This window comes from Ancylobacter sp. VNQ12 (assembly GCF_049445835.1).
GTDB lineage: Bacteria > Pseudomonadota > Alphaproteobacteria > Rhizobiales > Xanthobacteraceae > Ancylobacter.
Map to the genome: position 1 here is coordinate 145,910 of NZ_JBMSDU010000007.1, position 16,448 is coordinate 162,357.

A 16,448-nucleotide genomic window follows, 5' to 3' on the forward strand; every position below is an offset into this window, starting at 1 on the left:
GTCCTCAGCTCTTGATGGCGGTGTCGACCGCCGCCTCGACGGCGCCCGGGGCGGGAGTCGACCCGATGAGCTCGTTCACAATGGCCCCGGCCGTGTCGACGGCGATGCCGCGCACATTGGCCATGGCCGCCGTCTTGGTGGAGCTGATCGTTGCTTCCGCCGCCGCCAGCTTGGCCGAGAGCTCCGCTTCCAGCGACTTGCGGCTCAGGTCGGATTGAGCCGAGAGCTTGTCGCGGGTTTCGGCGGCGATGCCCTGTGCCTTGCTGCGGGCGCTGCTCAGCGCCTTCTCATAGGCAACGGACGCCGCCTCGCTTTCCGCCTTCAGCTTGCCCGCCTCCTCGAGATCGTCGGCGATGCGATCGTGACGCTCTTCGAGGATGTTGGCGATACGCGGCAGGGCGATACGGCTCATCAGCACATAGAGTGCCGCGAAGGCGATCACCAGCCAGATCAGCTGCGAGGGGAAGGTATGGGCATCGAACGGGGGAAAGCCGCTACCATGCGCTTCCGCTGGGGGCACAGCAATCTCCACGCCGCTCTGCGCCGACAAGCTGTCGTGCGCCCCAGGCGTTGCCGCCTGGGCGATGACGAATGTACCGGCCGGACCGTTGGCCTCGGACATGGTTCAGGCTTCCTCGATCATCGCGGAACCGGACGCACCCCGCAAGGGCGCGCCCGCATTCCGCAGGACGTCAGACCACGAAGAGCAGGACGAGGGCGACGACGAGCGAGAAGATGCCGAGACCTTCCGCAAGCGCCGCGCCGATGAAGGCGCGAGCGAACTGGCCGTCAGCCGCCGACGGGTTGCGCAGGGCGCCCGAGAGGAAGTTGCCGAAAATGGTGCCCACGCCGATGGCGGCGAGACCCATGCCGAGCGTAGCAAGACCGGCGCCGAGGAACTTGGCGGCTTCCGCTTCCATGATCTTCTCCTGTTGGATTCGTTCAGATTGGTTGATTGGCTGGATGAGGTTCCCGCGACGCGCCGATCAGTGGCCCGGATGCAGCGCGTCGTTGAGATAGATGCAGGTCAGCACCGCGAAGACGTAAGCCTGCAGGGCGGCAACCAGGAATTCGAGTGCGGTCAGCGCCACGACCATCGCCAGCGGCAGCACGGCGCCAAACCAGCCGACGACGCCCGAGGCGGTCATCATCACGATGAAGCCGGCGAACACCTTCATGGCGATGTGGCCCGCCAGCATGTTGGCGAACAGACGCAGCGACAGGCTGATGGGACGCGAGAGGAACGAGATGAGCTCGATCACCACCATGAAGGGCAACAGGAAGGCCGGCACGCCCGACGGCACGAACAGGTGCAGGAAGTGGGTGCCGTGGCGCACGAAGCCGTAGATGATGACGGTCAGGATCACCACCAGCGCCAGCGCGGCGGTGACGATGATGTGGCTGGTGACGGTGAAGGAATAGGGGATCATGCCGACGAAGTTGGCCGTCAGCACGAAAATGAACAACGAGAAGACCAGGGGGAAGAACTTCATCCCCTCATTGCCCGCCGAGCCGCGCACCGTGTTGGCGACGAATTCGTAGGACATCTCCGCCAGCGACTGCAGGCGGCCGGGCACCAGCGTGCGGCCGCGCGTGGCGTAGGTGAGGAAGAAGAACACCAGCGCCACGATGCCGAACATGAAGGCGGCGGAATTGGTGAACGAGATGTTGACCCCGCCCGGCGCCCCAAGATGCACGATATCGATGATCTGGAACTGATGGATCGGATCGATCACGCTTCCGCTGGCCATCGTCGGTCGCTGCCCTCAAACGCGGTGCCTCAAGGCGCCCGCCCCCTGCCTCAGAAGCCGGCCCGAAGACCGGCTGATTCGAAGTCCGCAGATCCGCCGCAAGGCCGACCGCCAAATTCCAGCTTCACGCCCCGCCCTTCGGCGGCGTTTTCCGACCGGTTTCACCGGCGGCGCGCATCATGTTCGCGATACCCGCGCCGAAGCCGAGCAGCATGAACACGATCATTCCCCACGGCGCGATGCCGAGGAAATGGTCGATCACCCAGCCGAGGCCGGCACCGACCAGAACTCCCGCGACGAACTCACTTCCCAACCGGAAAGCCAGCGTCATTCCCGCCGCAGACGACGTCCGGTCCGGAACCTTGGACGTCTTCTCGTCGGCCCGTCGCTCGGCGCGCACCTTGTCCAGCTCGCTGCCAAGCCCCCGAAGCCTGCCGGAGAGCTCGGTATCGGAGATGTCCGGCTTGCCCGAGCCCTTCTGGCCGTCCGTTCCGTTCCGGTCGCCCATGATCAACGCTCAGCCTTTGCCGGAGAAGGATTTCCCATCCCCGAAACCGGGCGCACCATAGTGTTCGACCCATGGGGTGTCAAGAACGTGAACTGATGTTTTAACTATTTGAAAAATATGTGAAAAATCAACAGGTGGACGCTCTGTCGCAGGCACTTCGTGCCCGGTTCGCACCAAGGGAAGGTGGCTGGGTGAGTCCGTTCGGTGGTTTTTGGCATGCCAGAGCCACCGAGGAAATACGGCGCCCCCCCCAGCGCGCGCGCCGCGCGGGCGATTCCACCGTCAGCTGGCCTCGCGGAACGACTCGGCGGTGGCGAGGTCGACCGAGACCAGCTTGGAGACACCGCGCTCGGCCATGGTGACGCCGAACAGCCGGTTCATGCGGCTCATGGTGATCGGGTTGTGGGTAATTGTCAGGAACCGCGTCTCGGTAAGGCGCTGCATCTCGTCGAGCAGGTTGCAGAAGCGCTCGACATTGGCGTCGTCGAGCGGCGCGTCGACCTCGTCGAGCACGCAGATCGGTGCTGGATTGGTCAGGAACACCGCGAAGATCAGCGCCATCGCGGTCAGCGCCTGTTCGCCGCCCGACAGCAGCGAGAGCGACTGCGGCTTTTTGCCCGGCGGCTTGGCGATGATGTCGAGCCCGGCATCCAGCGGATCGTCCGAATCGGTCAGCACGAGTCGCGCCTCGCCACCGCCGAACAGCGTGCCGAAAAGCTGCTGAAAATGGCCATCCACCACGATGAAGCTTGCCTGTAGCCGCTCGCGAGCCTCGCGGTTGAGGCTGTAGATGCCCTGGCGCAGGCGCTTGATCGCCTCGGTCAGGTCCTCGCGCTCGGCGGAAAGGCCCTGCTGCTGGGTCTCGATCTCCGCCAGTTCCTCCTCGGCCCGCAGATTGACGGCGCCGAGTCGCTCGCGCTCGCGCTTCAGCCGGTCGAGATCGGCCTCGACGCTCGCAGCGTCAGGCAGCACGGCATCCGGCTCGAAGCCGGCAATGGTGCGGGCGCTGTCGGGCGGACCGTCCAGCATGTCGGCGATCTCGCGCACCAGATCCTCGCGGCGCTGGCGGGCGGCCTCGACATGGGCCTCCGTGCGCGCGGCGGTCTCGCGGGCGGTGGCCAGCGCATCCAGCGCCGCACGCGCCGCTCGCTCGGCCTCGCCTTGTGCCGATTCGGCGGCGACCAGCCGGTCGGCCGATTCGCGCCGCGCCATGTCCGCCTTGTCGATCTCGGTGAGCAGCGCCCGGCGGCGCGCGGCGAAGTCGTCCGGCGCGTCCTCCAGAATGGCGCGCTCCTCCGCGGCCTCGGCAACGCGCGCTTCCAGCGCCGCGACCCGCTCACCCGTGCCGTTGGCCCGCGCCTGCCAGGAGGCCCGCTCGCCACCGATGGCGGACAGCCGGCGAACGCGCTGCTCGCGCTCGCGGGCCAGCCCTTCGGTGCGGGCGCGCGCCTCGGCAAGAGCGGCACGGTCCTGCGCCACGCGGGCGCGCACTTCGGCGAGATGCGCCTCGCTCTCGGCACCGGCCGGCAGGCCGGCAACCTGGTTGCGCGCCGCGTCGAGCGCGGCCGCGCTCGTGTCGCGGTCGGCCTCGACGCGGGCAAGGCCGGCGAGCAGCGTGGAAAGCTTGGCGGCCTGCTCCGTCGCCTGTCGCTCGGCGCGGGCGAGTTCGTCGCGCGCCGTCTCCATGACGCGCAGCGCGGCGCGGCGGGCCTCGCGGGCGGCGTTTTCGCGCGAGCCGGCCGCGCGGAGCGCCGCCTCGCTCGCCTCCAGCGCCTTTCGATGGGTGGCGACCTCGGCGCGGGCCTCGACCAGCTGCGCCTGGATGTCGGAAAGCCGATTGCGCTCGGCAAGACGCCGGGCGGCGGCGGTCGGCGCATCGGCGGCGGCGGTCAGCCCGTCCCAGCGCCAGATATCGCCCTCGCGCGACACCAGCCTCTGCCCGGGCTTCAGCAGAGGCGCGAGGCGCGCACCCTCGCCGCGCGCAACCACACCGATCTGCGCCAGACGGCGGGCGAGTTCCACGGGGGCCTCGACATAAGCGGAGAGCGGCTCCACGCCCTCGGGCAGCGCGGCGTCGCCATCGGCCGGCACCAGCGCCCAGTGCACCGGGGCGGACACATCCGTTGGCGCGTCGAGATCGTCGCCGAGCGCCGCGCCGAGCGCGGTCTCGAAGCCGCGCGCCACGCGGATCTTGTCGAGCACCGGCGCCCAGCGACGCGGGGTGCCGACATCGAGCAGCTTGGCGAGGGTGCGCGCCTCGGTGTCGAGCCGCTGCGCCGCCTTTTCCGCCTCGGCGAGCGGACGGCGGGCATGGTCGAGCGCCGCGCGTGCCTCGACATGGGCGGCCTCCGCCTCCTGCGCCACCGCCTCGGCATTCTCGAAGGCTTCCCGTGTCGCCTCGGCCGTGTCGCGATGCGCGTCGAGGCGGGAAGCATCCGCGCCGGTTTCCAGTTGGCGCCGCTGCTCGACGAGCTGGGCAAGCTCGCGCTCAAGCCGGGCAAGGCGCTCGCCCTCCTCGCGCACGGCACGCTCCAGCGCCCCGCGCCGGGCGGCGCGTTCGGCATGCGAGGCGGTCGCCTCGGCGAAGGCGCGTTCGGAATCGAGCAGTGCGGCGCCGGCCTCCTCGCACGCCTCGATGGCGGCGGCCTCTATTTCCGCGACGTCTTCCTGCGCGACGGCGAGCTCCTCGGCTTCCTCGGCAAGACGCTCCAGCACGCTGCCGGCATCGGCGGCAAGGGCGCGCTCCCGCTCCATGTCGCCGGCAAGCTGGGCGAGCCGACGGTCGAGCTCGTCGCGGCGGGCGCTGGCACGTGCCTCGTCGCGGTCGAGTTCACCGCGCGCAAGGCTCAGCCTCTGCAAGGCGGCGGCCACGGCGGCATCGGCCTCGCGCAAGCCCGGCAGGCCATGGGCGGCGATGGCGGCGGAACGGGCGGCCTCGCCCTGCTGCAGGGTGCGCGCCGCGACGTCGCGGACGGCGAGGTCGAGCGCACGGCTGGCCTCGTTCAGCGTGCCGGCCGCCTCCAGCCAGCGCAGCCACAGCAGCGCCGCTTCCGCCTTGCGGATATCGCCGGTGACGATGCGATAGCGCGCCGCCTGCCGCGACTGGCGGCGCAGCGCGTCAAGCTGGCCGGTGATCTGGCCAAGCACGTCGTCGAGGCGGGTCAGGTTGGTCTCGGCGGCGCGCAGGCGCATCTCCGCCTCGTGCCGGCGGGCATGCAGGCCGGCGACGCCCGCCGCCTCTTCCAAGAGGCGGCGACGGGCGGAAGGCTTGGCGCCGACGATCTCACCAATCTGCCCCTGCCGCACCATGGAGGGCGAGCGCGAGCCGGAGGAGGCGTCGGCGAACAGGATCTGAACGTCGCGCGCCCGCGCCTCGCGCCCGTTGATGCGGTAGGAGGAGCCGGCTTCGCGCTCGATGCGGCGGGAGATTTCCAGCAGGTCGGCGTCGTTGAACACGGCGGGGGCCGAGCGGTCGGCATTGTCGACCACCAACACGACCTCAGCGGTGTTGCGCGCGGGGCGCGTGGTCGAGCCGCCGAAGATGACGTCGTCCATGCCTTCCGCGCGCATCGCCTTGTAGGAGCTTTCGCCCATCACCCAGCGCAGCGCCTCGACAAGGTTCGACTTGCCGCAGCCATTCGGCCCCACGACGCCGGTAAGGCCGGGCTCGATCAGCATTTCCGTCGGCTCGACGAAGGTCTTGAAGCCGGTGAGACGAAGGCGAGTGAACCTCATGGAGTGAGGGTGCCGCGACCGAACCACAAGTTCAAGTGGTACGAACGCTCCGATCCACGACATGTTGGGGATTCTGGCCTCCCTGGCAGCAGGACAGCACTGTTGACCAAAGACCTATTGCCGATCACCGCCTTCTGCCGACAAACTGCGACTTGACGGCCGATCCTGCCGCAAGACCCGCACATGGAGGCAGACCATGCGCCCGCCTGCGCTCGATATGTTCGATCTGCGTATCCTGCGCGAATTGCAGGAGAACGGCCGCCTGACCAACGCCGAACTGTCCGAGCGCATAGGGCTGTCGCCCTCGCCGTGCCTCAGGCGCACGAGGCGGCTGGAGGAAGAAGGGCTGATCGCCGGCTATCAGGCGCGGCTCGACGCTTCGAAGCTCGACCTCGGCGTGCTCGCCTTCATCCAGGTGCATCTGGAGCGGCAGGTGGACGCGGCGGCGCGCGACTTCGAGGCGGCGGTGCTGGCGTTGCCGCAGGTCGTCGCCTGCTACAGCGTGACCGGCGACAGCGACTATCTGCTCAATGTGGTCTGCGAGGATCTCGAGGACTTCGCGCATTTCGCCCATGACATCCTCATGGGCCTGCCGGGCGTGCGCGGGGTGCGTTCCTCGCTGGCGCTGAAGCGGGTGAAGGAGAGCCGCCGGCTGCCGCTCGACCATTTGCGGGCCGCACCCACCGCGCCCGATTTTGTTGCCGAAAAACAAGGCAACAATAGACCGAGCACAAATAAGCGCCCCTGACGGCAGATTCTGCCGCGCCGCCGGTTTCCGGGCCGCGAGAACGCAAGGACATGCCGAGGTAGGTCACCTACACTTACCTATATCGACGTCGGCAGCGTTCGACCCGGAACATTCAGGAGGCACGTCATGGCATTCGTCGCAGACACGTTGACTCCGCTGGTTTCCCGTACGGCGGGCTCGGCACGCGCCGGCCTCTCGCGCTCGCCCGCCACCCTTGCCGTTCTGGCTCTGTCGGGCGCGGCGCTGCTGTGGTCCGGCAATTTCTTTGCTGGCCATGTCGCCGCCGATATCATGCCGCCGGCGACGCTTTCTGCCGCGCGCTGGCTGGTGGCGCTGCTGCTGCTGCTGCCCTTCACCGGGCGGGAGATCGCCACCAATCGCGACGAGATCCTCAAGCGCTGGCCGCTCTGGGCCGCTGCCGGCATCCTGAACATCGCGGTGTTCACCGTGCTGATCTATGCCGGCCTCGCCCATACCAGCCTCGTCAACGGCTCGATCATCGGCTCGGCGGCGCCGATCGTGGTCGGCCTGTTCGGCTGGCTCCTCCTTGCCGAGCGCACCAGCCTGCGCGCCCGCTTCGCCCTCGCCGTCTCCACCGCTGGCGTCGCACTGATCGTGCTGCATGGCGACCTCCGCAACCTCATCGCGCTGGACCTGAATGGCGGCGACCTGATGCTGTTCCTCGGCATCTCCGCCTTCGCGCTCTATGCCGTGCTGCTGAAGCGCTTTCCCACTGGGCTGTCGGCGGCAGCGGCGCTCGCGGTCTCCATCCCCTTCGGCCTCATCGCCCTCGCGCCGCTGGCAATCTGGGAGATCGGCACGCGCGGCATCACCGCCGGCCAGCTCGGCAATGCGGCGCTAATTATCGCCTATGTCGCCAGCCTGCCGACGCTGGGCTTCGTGCTGTGGGCGCGCGGCGTCGCGGTGATCGGGCCGACGCGTGCCGGCCAGTTCCTCCAGCTCGTGCCGGTGTTCGGCTCGGCGCTGGCGGTCGGCCTGCTCGGCGAGGTGCTGCATCTCCACCACGCACTGGGCTTCGCCCTCGTGCTGGGCGGCATTGCGCTGTGCGACCACCGGATTCCGCAGCGCGCGCAGGGTTGAGTGCCGGCGGGTCGCGGCCCTGCCTGAAAAAAGCCGCGACGAGGAGCTTGAAGGGCTGAGCTTCCCTTCCCGCCTTCAAGGGCTACCCCGGTAATGCACAACCTGCCTCCTACGCCGAACGCCGTACCCAGCTTCGACATCGGCGCGGTCCAGACCGTGCGCAAGATCGCGCTCTATGCGCTCGGCGTGCTCTCGGTCGGGGTCCTGCTGTTCAGCCACTCGGTCTGGCCTGACAGCAGCATCGACGGCCTGCATGAGATCATCGAGATGATCGGCCTGGCGCTGATTCTCGTTGCCATCCTCGGGCGGACCTGGTGCTCGATGTACATCAGCGGCCGCAAGAAGGAGGCGATCGTGGCGGTCGGCCCCTACTCGATCAGCCGCAATCCGCTCTACGTCTTTTCCTTCATCGGCGCGGCCGGCGCCGGCGCGCAGTTCGGCAATTTCACCGCGGCGCTCGCCGCGGCGTTCCTCACCATGCTCGTCTTCGCCGTGGTGGTCCGCAAGGAGGAACGCTTCCTCGCCGAGAAGTTCGGCGAACCCTACCTCGCCTATAAGCGCCGCGTGCCGCGCTTCATTCCCGCCTTCCGGCGGTGGCGGAACGTCGAGACGCTGGAGATCCGCCCCAGCATGGTGTGGCGCACCTTCCTGGACGCCTGCGTATTCCTGACCGCGATCCCGCTCGCCGAGGGCATCGAGTACGCGCAGAACCAGGGCCTGCTGCCGGTGCTCTGGCTGGTGCCCTGAACCGTCAGCGGCAACGGCGCAGCAGCGCCTGGCCGAGCCGGTCGAGCCCCAGCGCCACCATGGCGAAGACGCAGCCGACGGCCATGTCGACGAGACGTTCGACGATGTCGTGTGTCGCGCCGCCGGCATTTCCGGCCAGCAGCTCCAGCAGCAGCATGATGAAGACGGTGAGCACGGCCATTCCCAGCGCGCCGTGACGCTGCTGCGCAGGCCAGCGCAATAGAGCGGCCACCGCCATGCCCGCCAGCAGCGCCGCATGGTAGGGCAGCACATAGCCGTAGAGCAGCGCGGCCGCGACGCCGAGCGCCGTGCCCGCCAGAGTCTGCCCCATGAGCCGCCGGCTCGACATCGCATCGGCGCGCAGCACCAGCACGATGGCGATCAGCGCCCAATAGGGCCGGTGCAGCCCCAGCGACAGGCTGGTGAGAAAGGCGAGCGGCACCGCCACCGCGACCGCAAGCGCGAACACCCAGCGCTCGCGCTCCGTGGCGCGGAGGCGAGCGAGGATGTCCCGCAGCACCGGTGCCGTGGAGGGACGATGCAGCCCGCTCATCGCATCCCAGGCCAGCGAGACTGCCCAGGCATAGACGACGAAGCCCGCGACCACGGCGACATCCGTCAGCTGCAGCGGCGCGTAGAGAGCGCCTATCGCCAGGGTGAGGCACATGAAGCGCGCCGCCGCCGCCGCGCTCGGATGAAGGCTCTCCACCAGCGCGTAGAGCACGCCGATACAGGCGAAGGCGAGCACGGTGAAGCCCATATGGCCGGCGGCGAGCGTGCCGATTCCGGTGCCGAGCAGCACCACCACGCCCGCCGCCCCCATGAAGCCGAGCCGATGCAGCGCTGGCCCGCCAGTATCGAGCGTGAAGGCCAGGATGCAGGTCACCAGGGCGTAGATCAGCCAGATATCCACCCCGACGATGAGGCCGGCAATGATCGGCGCCATCACGGTGAGCGCGAATCGGACGGAACGGGCGATCAGGCCGTCGCCATGCCAGCGCGAGGCGGCGTCCGCCGTTGGCTGCGGCGGTAAAAGGGACATCTCGGCCAAATGCAGCTCCGCAGGCATCGCTTTACCCGCTGTTTACCCTGCGCAGCGGAGATTGTGGATACGAGTTCTGTTGCGTCATCCAGCGTCAGGTAGCCGTCCATGAAGGTGGTTCGTAATGGGGAGGCCCGCCGGGCATCCCGCGTCGGGTCGTTGTCCTCCCCCTCCCATGGTGGCCTGTCTCGCGTCGATCTGCCGCTCGACACCATCCTGCGCGGCGATTGTGTCGCCGCCCTGTCGCGACTGCCGGCGCAGTCGGTCGATCTGGTCTTCGCCGACCCGCCTTATAATCTCCAGCTCCAGGGCGAGCTGAAGCGGCCGGACGACAGCCGGGTCGACGCGGTCGACGACGCTTGGGACAAGTTCGAGAGCTTCGAGGCCTATGACGCCTTCACCCGCGCCTGGCTGCTGGCGGTACGCCGCGTGCTGAAGCCAACCGGCACGCTGTGGGTGATCGGCTCCTATCACAACATCTTCCGCGTCGGCGCGATGCTGCAGGATCTCGATTTCTGGATCCTCAACGACATTGTCTGGCGCAAGACCAACCCGATGCCGAATTTCCGCGGCCGGCGCTTCACCAATGCGCACGAGACCATGATCTGGGCCGCGCGCGAGCCAAACGCCCGTGGCTACACCTTCAATTACGAGGCGCTGAAGGCGGCCAATGAGGACGTGCAGATGCGCTCCGACTGGCTGTTCCCGATCTGCTCGGGAGGCGAGCGGCTGAAGGACGAGGCGGGCCATAAGGTGCACCCGACGCAGAAGCCCGAAGCTCTGCTGGCGCGCGTCATCCTCTCGGCCTCCAAGCCCGGCGACGTGGTGCTCGATCCCTTCCTCGGCTCCGGCACCACGGCGGCGGTGGCCAAGCGGCTTGGCCGGCACTTCGTCGGCATCGAGCGCGATCCGGCCTATGCCGACGCGGCGCAGGCGCGCATCGATGCGGTGGAGCCGCTGCCCGACCTCGCACTGGCCACCGCGCCGACCGCGCGCGACGCGCCGCGCATCGCCTTCAACGCGCTCATCGAGCGCGGGCTGTTGGCGCCCGGCACCCAGCTGACCGACGCCAAGGCGCGCGTGCGGGCCATGGTGCGCGCCGACGGCATGCTGTCGCTGGAGACCGCGCCGGGCCTCGGCCAGATCGGCTCGATCCACCGCGCCGGCGCCATGGCGCAGGGGCTGGATGCCTGCAATGGCTGGACCTACTGGCACATCGAAACCCGCGAGGGGCTGAAGCCGATCGATTCGCTGCGCGCCGTGGTACGCTCGGAAATGGCAATGGCGGCAGAGTGAGCGAGCGGTGATCACGCTTTATGACATGCCGGCCTCCGGCAACAGCTACAAGGTCCGCCTCGCCGCCGCGCATCTGGGTGTGCCGCTGAAGCGCGTCACCATGTCCGCCCGCGACGGCTCGACCCGGCAGGCGGCGTTCCTCGCCAAGAACCCCATCGGCAAGCTGCCGACGGTGGAGCTGGAGGATGGCCGATTCCTCGCCGAGTCGAACGCCATCATGCTCTACCTCGCTGAAGGTGGCCCTCTGGTGCCGGCGGACCGCTACGAGCGCGCCAAGGTTTATGAATGGCTGTTCTTCGAGCAATACAGCCATGAGCCGGCGCTCGCGGTGAGACGGGCGCTATTCATCTATGAGGAGCGGGCGCATCTGGCGACGCCCGAGCGGCTGGCGCAACTCCTGGAGGCCGGCAACCGCGCCCTCGACGTGATGGAGGCGCGGCTCGTCGGCGCCGACTGGCTCGGGGGCAACGCCTTCAGCGTCGCCGACATCGCGCTCTATGCCTATACGCACACGGCGGAGGAAGGCGGCTACGATCTGGCCAGTTTTCCCGGCGTGCGGCGCTGGCTCGCCCGCGTCGCCGCTCTGCCGGGCCATATCGGGCTGATGGACTGATCCGGCAAAAAAGGCCGCCCGGTGGGGCGGCCTCATCTTTTTCGGGCGGGATAACTCAGAGATTGGCGGCCTTCTTGACCGCCTCCTTGGCCTTGCCCATGGCCTGCTGGCCCTCGCCCTTGAGCTCCTGGACCTTGCCTTCGGCTTCCAGCTTCCGCGAGCCGGTCATCTTGCCCACGCCCTGCTTCACATTGCCTACCGCCTCGTTGGCGAGGCCCTTGGCCTTGTCGGCTGCGCTACCCATCGTTGCGTTCTCCATGAATGCCGCATCACATGCGGTCTGCCGGGACAACGCACGATGCCGCCGTACGGTTCAAATCGAACAAGCGGAATTAATCGATATACTCCAATACCTTACGCATCACGGTGGGGAAGGCTTCGGCGTCGAAGTCGCCCGGCAGCACCCAGCGATGGCCCGCCGGCGCCCTGGTGGAGGCCGGCACCCGCGCCCGCCAGACCGCGAGTTCCAGCGCGAAATGGCTGAACACATGGGTGACGCCAGCATTGAGCGCGTGCCAGCCGGTCTTCAGCGGCGCATGCGCGGCGGGGTTCGCCGTTCCTCCCTCTTCCCACGGCGTGGAGGGCACTTCGCTCATGCCGCCGAGCAGGCCGGTTGCCGGGCGCGAGCGCACCAGCACCGCGCCATCCGCCCGCACCGCGAGAAAGGCGATGCCCTGCCGCGTCGGCCGCGCTGCCTTGGCCGCCTTGCGGGGATAGCGCTCCGGCGCGCCTGCCGCTTGCGCCGCGCAGCTCGCGCGCCACGGACAGAGGATGCAGGTCGGCTTGCGCGGCGTGCACACCGTCGCGCCAAGATCCATCATGGCCTGCGCGAAATCCCCGTAGCGCGCATCGGGCAGCAGGGTCAGCGCCAACGCTCTCAGCATCGCCCGCGCCTTGGGCAGTTCCTCCTCCACCGCGAAGAGGCGGGCGACGACGCGCTCCCAATTGCCGTCGACCGGCGCCGCCCTGCGCTCATGGGCGATCGACGCGATGGCCGCCGCCGTATAGGGCCCGATGCCGGGCAGCTCCAGCAGCCCCGCCTCGGTATCCGGGAAGACACCGCCATGCTCTTCGGTCACCACGCGGGCGCAGGCATGCAGGTTGCGGGCGCGGGCGTAGTAGCCGAGCCCCGCCCAGGCCGAGAGCACCTCTTCGAGCCGGGCCGCGGCGAGCGCCTCCACATCGGGCCAGCGCGCAAGGAAGGCGTTGTAATAGGGCTGGACCGTCACCACGGTCGTCTGCTGGAGCATGATCTCCGACAGGAAGACGCGGTAGGGATGCTGCCGGCGACCGGCCGGGGCGCGCCAGGGCAGCTCGCGGCGATGCCGGTCATACCAGGCGAGCAGCGCCGCCGGATCGGGGATCGGGCGGCCGGCGGTCACGTGGCTATTCGGGGCGGCTGGATCGGCGGGGCGGCGCATGCCATCTTCTAGCGCGAACTTGCCGCGAGGTGATCAGCCATCACCGCGCCGGCAGGAACTTTTCCGACGAGATTTTTACGCCGCGCAGTGCCCCCGGCACGCGAATGCCCGCAGGAACCATGGCCACCAAGCGCTTTTATCGCGGCCCCGCCCCGCTCGCCGACCTGATCGACGCGACGATCGCCGAGAGCTGCCGCCAGCGCGGCATCGCCTCGGTGGAGATCGTCACCCGCTGGGCCGACATCGTCGGCGACATGCTGGCGGCGCGGGCGCTGCCGATCAGGCTCGCCTGGCCGTCCCGCGCCGACAGCGACGAGCCCGGTGTGCTGCATGTGCGCGTCGAGGGCGGCTACGCCATCGAGTTGCAGCATGACGCGCCGATCGTCATCGAGCGGGTGAACCGCTATTTCGGCTGGCGCTGCATCGGCCGGCTGGCCCTGCGCCAGGGACCGATGCCGGTGGTACGCCCGCCCTCCCGACGCTTTGCCGAGCCCGACGCGGAAGCGTGCGGTGCGGTCGCCCGCAGGCTGGAGCAGATCGGCACCTTCGAGGATTCGGCGCTGGCCGGCGCACTGGCACGGCTCGGTGCGCTGGTGGTCCGCGACCGCCGCGACGCAAGCGCCGGCACCGCGACCGGCAAGTCCGCCGCCCCGCCGCGGCCGGCGAGCACGTTCACGCAGCGGTGACAGGGATTCCACCTGCCGTACCGTTGCCATGATCGCGCGCTGCTTGTAGGCGCTAGCAAACTCACGCCGGCATCCTGTCCGGCCTTTCCTGGAGCCCGCCCATGATCGACCGCCGCCGCCTCCTCGAAGGGCTCGGTACCGCCGCCCTCACCGCGGTCGCCTTCATCGCCCTCTCCGGTCCCGACGGGCTTGGGGCGGGCAAGCTTTCCTTCATCAGCGGCGCCGCGGCGCAGACGGTCGACGCCGCCAAGCTGATGGAGCCGGGCGCGCTTCCGGACCAGGTGCTCGGCAAGGCGGACGCGCCGGTCACCATCGTCGAATACGCCTCGCTGACCTGCAGCCATTGCGCACATTTCCACAACACCACCTTCCCGGTGCTGAAGGAAAAATACATCGACACCGGCAAGGTGCGGTTCATCCTGCGCGAATTCCCGCTCGACATCGTCGCCAAGGCCGCCTTCATGCTGGCGCGCTGCAGCGGCGAGGGCAAATATTACCCGATGGTCGACGTGCTGTTCGAGACCCAGAAGAACTGGGCCTTCACCAACAATCCGGCGCAGGCGCTGCTGGCCATTGCCAAGCAGAGCGGCATGAGCGAGCAGCAGTTCAACACCTGCCTCAGCGACGCCAAGCTGGCCGAGAATGTCAACGCCGTCGCCGAGCGCGGCGCCAAGGATTTCAGTGTCGATTCCACCCCGACCTTCTTCATCAACGGCAAGAAGGTCGCGGGCGCGATGTCCCCGGAGGAGCTCGACAAGGAACTCGCGCCGCTGCTCGGTGCCAACTGAGCGCGACGCCTCCCCTCTCGTCATCCCGGACGGTCCACAGGACCGATCCGGGACCGCGCTCCGCATGAGCGCATCAGGCGATCCCGGCTCTACGCTCGCCGGACTTCGGCCTGGGGTAACGGCCGACATCCGGCCGCCGACGCAACGGCCACCTCGCTCAAGCCGCCCTCTGCCCGCCCGCCTCACTCCGGCAGGCTGAGCCGACCATCCGGCCCCAGCGGAAAGCCGGGATTGTGGGCGACCTCCCAGGCATGGCCGTCGGGATCGGCGACATAGCCGGAATAGCCGCCCCAGAACGTCGCCTGCGCCGGACGCAGCGCGCGCCCTCCCGCCGCCACCGCACGGATCAGCGTGGCGTCGACCTCGCCGCGGCTGGAGCGGTTGCAGGCGATGGCGATGCCGCCGAACTGCCCGGCCCGGCCGGGAACCACTCCGGCATCGGCGGCGAGCTCGTGACGCGGATAGAGCGACAGCACCACCGCCCCCGCCTCGAAGAAGGCGACGCCTTCGGCCTTGCGCACCCGGCGAGTGAGGCCCAGCGCCTCGTAGAACAGGATCGCGCGCTCGAGATCGACGACGCCGAGCGTGATCAGCGACACATGCAGCGGCGGCACCGCCCGCACGCCCGCGCGCCCCGCCGGGCCGGCGCCTCCCCCGTTCGGAAACGGCACGGTCTCGTCGTCGGTGTTTTCTGCGGTGTTCATGCTCCCTCCCCGAACAGCGACAATTGCTCGCCCTTCAACGGCGGACGCCGGAAGTGGCGCGTCGTGAGCTTCAGATGCCGGCGGTTGAGGCCGAGCCGCTCCGTGGCGATCTCGAAACGGCGGGCCATGGTCCAGGCATAGGGGCCCGTCCCGGTCATGCGCTGGCCGAAAGTGGAATCATATTCCTTGCCGCCGTGCATTTCCTTCAGCAGCGACAGCACATGGCGGTAGCGATCCGGAAAATGCTCCAGCAGCCATTCCTTGAACAGGTCGCGGATCTCCAGCGGCACGCGCAGCATGACATAGCCGGCCTCCGAGGCGCCGGCGCCGGCGGCGGCGTCGAGAATGCGCTCCAGCTCCGCGTCGGTGACGGCGGGCACGACCGGCGCCACCAGCACGGCGGTCGGCACACCGGCCTCGGCGAGACGGCGTATGGTGTCGATCCGGCGCTGCGGCGTGGCGGCGCGCGGCTCCATGAGGCGCGCCAGCTTGTGGTCAAGCGAGGTTACCGAGAGCGCCACCTTGGCGAGGCCGCGCGCGGCCATCGGCGCGAGAATATCGAGATCGCGCAGCACCAGCGCCGATTTGGTGACGATGCCGACGGGATGGCCGAAATCGCTCAGCACTTCGAGGATACGCCGCGTCAGCCGCCAGTCGCGCTCAATCGGCTGATAGCCGTCGGTGTTGATACCGAGCGCGATGGTACGCGGCTCGTAGCCGGCCTTCGCCAGTTCCTTGGCCAGGAGTTCCGGCGCGTCCGGCTTGGCGAACAGCTTGGTCTCGAAATCGAGCCCGGCCGAGAGACCCTGATAGGCATGGGTTGGCCGCGCGAAGCAGTAGACACAGCCATGCTCGCAGCCGCGATAGGGGTTGATCGACCGGTCGAAACCGACATCGGGGGAATCGTTGCGGTTGATGATGGTGCGCGGCTTCTCCACCGTCACGCTGGTGCGGAAGGGCGGCAGGTCGTCAAGCCGCTGCCAGCCATCGTCGAACGCCTCGCGCGCATGCGGCTCGAAACGGCCGGCCGCATTCGACAGCGCGCCGCGCCCGCGCCGGCGCCCGCCCTCTATTACCGTGATCGGCCGCGTCGCCTCGGGCACCGCGTCGATGTCGGAAATCGCGTCGAGGTTGTGCTCGGCGGCGCGGCGTTCCGCCGTCCTCTCGGCGCGTCGCTCCTCGGCCAGCCGGCCGAGATGCTTCGGCGGCGGAGCGGACGGCGGGGACAGGTTATCGGCCGGGCGACGTTGCATGCGGGATTCTTAGCTCCAGCATGAGAACATATCAAGAACATATGTCGGATTACGT

Annotated in this window: 17 protein-coding genes; 7 read left to right on the top strand and 10 right to left on the bottom strand. The window is 68.8% G+C overall.

Annotated features, from left to right (window positions below; translation table 11 throughout):
• Nucleotides 1-4: 4 nt before the first annotated feature.
• From ACO2RV_RS12315 to smc, 5 genes are all read right to left on the bottom strand, one after another.
• Nucleotides 5-622 carry a F0F1 ATP synthase subunit B gene (locus ACO2RV_RS12315; RefSeq protein ID WP_423293292.1) on the bottom strand — a complete coding sequence of 206 codons (618 nt, stop codon included), beginning with the start codon at nucleotides 620-622 and terminating at the stop codon, nucleotides 5-7.
• A gap of 70 nt (nucleotides 623-692) precedes the next feature.
• Nucleotides 693-920 (bottom strand): F0F1 ATP synthase subunit C, encoded by a 228-nt coding sequence (locus ACO2RV_RS12320; RefSeq protein ID WP_131833791.1) that lies wholly within the window; start codon nucleotides 918-920, stop codon nucleotides 693-695.
• Between the two features lie 66 nt (nucleotides 921-986).
• Nucleotides 987-1,736, bottom strand: coding sequence for a F0F1 ATP synthase subunit A (locus ACO2RV_RS12325; RefSeq protein ID WP_423293434.1), 750 nt, complete (start codon nucleotides 1,734-1,736; stop codon nucleotides 987-989).
• A 139-nt stretch (nucleotides 1,737-1,875) separates the two neighbouring features.
• Nucleotides 1,876-2,259 carry an AtpZ/AtpI family protein gene (locus ACO2RV_RS12330; protein ID WP_423293295.1) on the bottom strand — a complete coding sequence of 128 codons (384 nt, stop codon included), beginning with the start codon at nucleotides 2,257-2,259 and terminating at the stop codon, nucleotides 1,876-1,878.
• Nucleotides 2,260-2,541: 282 nt separating this feature from the next.
• Entirely contained in the window at nucleotides 2,542-5,994 is a 3,453-nt protein-coding gene (smc, locus tag ACO2RV_RS12335) for a chromosome segregation protein SMC (RefSeq protein WP_423293297.1), read from the bottom strand.
• A 196-nt stretch (nucleotides 5,995-6,190) separates the two neighbouring features.
• Here smc and ACO2RV_RS12340 point away from each other — a divergent pair, with 196 nt between their 5' ends.
• The 3 genes from ACO2RV_RS12340 (at nucleotide 6,191) to ACO2RV_RS12350 (ending at nucleotide 8,590) form a co-directional block, all read left to right on the top strand.
• A complete protein-coding gene (locus ACO2RV_RS12340; protein ID WP_423293299.1) occupies nucleotides 6,191-6,742 on the top strand; it encodes an Lrp/AsnC family transcriptional regulator in 552 nt (183 codons plus the stop codon).
• Between the two features lie 126 nt (nucleotides 6,743-6,868).
• Nucleotides 6,869-7,843, top strand: a complete 975-nt coding sequence (locus ACO2RV_RS12345; protein ID WP_423293301.1) for a DMT family transporter — start codon at nucleotides 6,869-6,871, stop codon at nucleotides 7,841-7,843.
• Between the two features lie 93 nt (nucleotides 7,844-7,936).
• Nucleotides 7,937-8,590 carry a methyltransferase family protein gene (locus ACO2RV_RS12350; protein WP_423293303.1) on the top strand — a complete coding sequence of 218 codons (654 nt, stop codon included), beginning with the start codon at nucleotides 7,937-7,939 and terminating at the stop codon, nucleotides 8,588-8,590.
• A gap of 4 nt (nucleotides 8,591-8,594) precedes the next feature.
• Here ACO2RV_RS12350 and ACO2RV_RS12355 read toward each other — a convergent pair whose 3' ends face one another.
• The gene (locus tag ACO2RV_RS12355; RefSeq protein WP_423293436.1) at nucleotides 8,595-9,632 is read right to left on the bottom strand and encodes an FUSC family protein; all 1,038 of its coding nucleotides are present in this window, start codon (nucleotides 9,630-9,632) and stop codon (nucleotides 8,595-8,597) included.
• Between the two features lie 108 nt (nucleotides 9,633-9,740).
• Between ACO2RV_RS12355 and ACO2RV_RS12360 the strand changes: the two genes are divergently transcribed.
• Both ACO2RV_RS12360 and ACO2RV_RS12365 read left to right on the top strand, forming a co-directional pair.
• Nucleotides 9,741-10,928, top strand: coding sequence for a site-specific DNA-methyltransferase (locus tag ACO2RV_RS12360; RefSeq protein ID WP_423293305.1), 1,188 nt, complete (start codon nucleotides 9,741-9,743; stop codon nucleotides 10,926-10,928).
• A gap of 7 nt (nucleotides 10,929-10,935) precedes the next feature.
• On the top strand, nucleotides 10,936-11,541 hold the full coding sequence (locus ACO2RV_RS12365) for a glutathione S-transferase family protein (RefSeq protein ID WP_423293307.1): 606 nt from the start codon (nucleotides 10,936-10,938) through the stop codon (nucleotides 11,539-11,541).
• A 55-nt stretch (nucleotides 11,542-11,596) separates the two neighbouring features.
• Here ACO2RV_RS12365 and ACO2RV_RS12370 read toward each other — a convergent pair whose 3' ends face one another.
• The gene (locus ACO2RV_RS12370) at nucleotides 11,597-11,785 is read right to left on the bottom strand and encodes a CsbD family protein (protein ID WP_423293309.1); all 189 of its coding nucleotides are present in this window, start codon (nucleotides 11,783-11,785) and stop codon (nucleotides 11,597-11,599) included.
• Between the two features lie 88 nt (nucleotides 11,786-11,873).
• Nucleotides 11,874-12,962 carry an A/G-specific adenine glycosylase gene (mutY, locus tag ACO2RV_RS12375; protein WP_423293311.1) on the bottom strand — a complete coding sequence of 363 codons (1,089 nt, stop codon included), beginning with the start codon at nucleotides 12,960-12,962 and terminating at the stop codon, nucleotides 11,874-11,876.
• A gap of 119 nt (nucleotides 12,963-13,081) precedes the next feature.
• On the opposite strand from mutY, the gene ACO2RV_RS12380 reads away from it, so the two are divergent.
• The gene (locus ACO2RV_RS12380) at nucleotides 13,082-13,648 is read left to right on the top strand and encodes a DUF721 domain-containing protein (RefSeq protein WP_423293313.1); all 567 of its coding nucleotides are present in this window, start codon (nucleotides 13,082-13,084) and stop codon (nucleotides 13,646-13,648) included.
• 101 nt (nucleotides 13,649-13,749) lie between these two features.
• The gene (locus ACO2RV_RS12385; RefSeq protein ID WP_423293315.1) at nucleotides 13,750-14,436 is read left to right on the top strand and encodes a DsbA family protein; all 687 of its coding nucleotides are present in this window, start codon (nucleotides 13,750-13,752) and stop codon (nucleotides 14,434-14,436) included.
• Between the two features lie 182 nt (nucleotides 14,437-14,618).
• Here the strand turns inward: ACO2RV_RS12385 and ACO2RV_RS12390 are convergent, their stop codons facing one another.
• Together ACO2RV_RS12390 and ACO2RV_RS12395 are read right to left on the bottom strand one after the other, a co-directional pair.
• Nucleotides 14,619-15,140 carry a VOC family protein gene (locus ACO2RV_RS12390; RefSeq protein WP_423293317.1) on the bottom strand — a complete coding sequence of 174 codons (522 nt, stop codon included), beginning with the start codon at nucleotides 15,138-15,140 and terminating at the stop codon, nucleotides 14,619-14,621.
• Nucleotides 15,137-16,393, bottom strand: a complete 1,257-nt coding sequence (locus ACO2RV_RS12395; RefSeq protein ID WP_423293319.1) for a PA0069 family radical SAM protein — start codon at nucleotides 16,391-16,393, stop codon at nucleotides 15,137-15,139. Before ACO2RV_RS12395 ends, ACO2RV_RS12390 begins: the two co-directional genes overlap by 4 nt.
• Nucleotides 16,394-16,448: the final 55 nt, after the last annotated feature.

Bases quoted from the DNA above. Each gene is read 5' to 3' on its own strand.
- ACO2RV_RS12315 (WP_423293292.1), bottom strand. From the start codon at position 622: ATGTCCGAGGCCAACGGTCCGGCCGGTACATTCGTCATCGCCCAGGCG.
- ACO2RV_RS12320 (WP_131833791.1), bottom strand. From the start codon at position 920: ATGGAAGCGGAAGCCGCCAAGTTCCTCGGCGCCGGTCTTGCTACGCTC.
- ACO2RV_RS12330 (WP_423293295.1), bottom strand. From the start codon at position 2,259: ATGGGCGACCGGAACGGAACGGACGGCCAGAAGGGCTCGGGCAAGCCG.
- smc (WP_423293297.1), bottom strand. From the start codon at position 5,994: ATGAGGTTCACTCGCCTTCGTCTCACCGGCTTCAAGACCTTCGTCGAG.
- ACO2RV_RS12340 (WP_423293299.1), top strand. From the start codon at position 6,191: ATGCGCCCGCCTGCGCTCGATATGTTCGATCTGCGTATCCTGCGCGAA.
- ACO2RV_RS12345 (WP_423293301.1), top strand. From the start codon at position 6,869: ATGGCATTCGTCGCAGACACGTTGACTCCGCTGGTTTCCCGTACGGCG.
- ACO2RV_RS12350 (WP_423293303.1), top strand. From the start codon at position 7,937: ATGCACAACCTGCCTCCTACGCCGAACGCCGTACCCAGCTTCGACATC.
- ACO2RV_RS12355 (WP_423293436.1), bottom strand. From the start codon at position 9,632: ATGTCCCTTTTACCGCCGCAGCCAACGGCGGACGCCGCCTCGCGCTGG.
- ACO2RV_RS12360 (WP_423293305.1), top strand. From the start codon at position 9,741: ATGAAGGTGGTTCGTAATGGGGAGGCCCGCCGGGCATCCCGCGTCGGG.
- ACO2RV_RS12370 (WP_423293309.1), bottom strand. From the start codon at position 11,785: ATGGGTAGCGCAGCCGACAAGGCCAAGGGCCTCGCCAACGAGGCGGTA.
- mutY (WP_423293311.1), bottom strand. From the start codon at position 12,962: ATGCGCCGCCCCGCCGATCCAGCCGCCCCGAATAGCCACGTGACCGCC.
- ACO2RV_RS12380 (WP_423293313.1), top strand. From the start codon at position 13,082: ATGGCCACCAAGCGCTTTTATCGCGGCCCCGCCCCGCTCGCCGACCTG.
- ACO2RV_RS12385 (WP_423293315.1), top strand. From the start codon at position 13,750: ATGATCGACCGCCGCCGCCTCCTCGAAGGGCTCGGTACCGCCGCCCTC.
- ACO2RV_RS12390 (WP_423293317.1), bottom strand. From the start codon at position 15,140: ATGAACACCGCAGAAAACACCGACGACGAGACCGTGCCGTTTCCGAAC.
- ACO2RV_RS12395 (WP_423293319.1), bottom strand. From the start codon at position 16,393: ATGCAACGTCGCCCGGCCGATAACCTGTCCCCGCCGTCCGCTCCGCCG.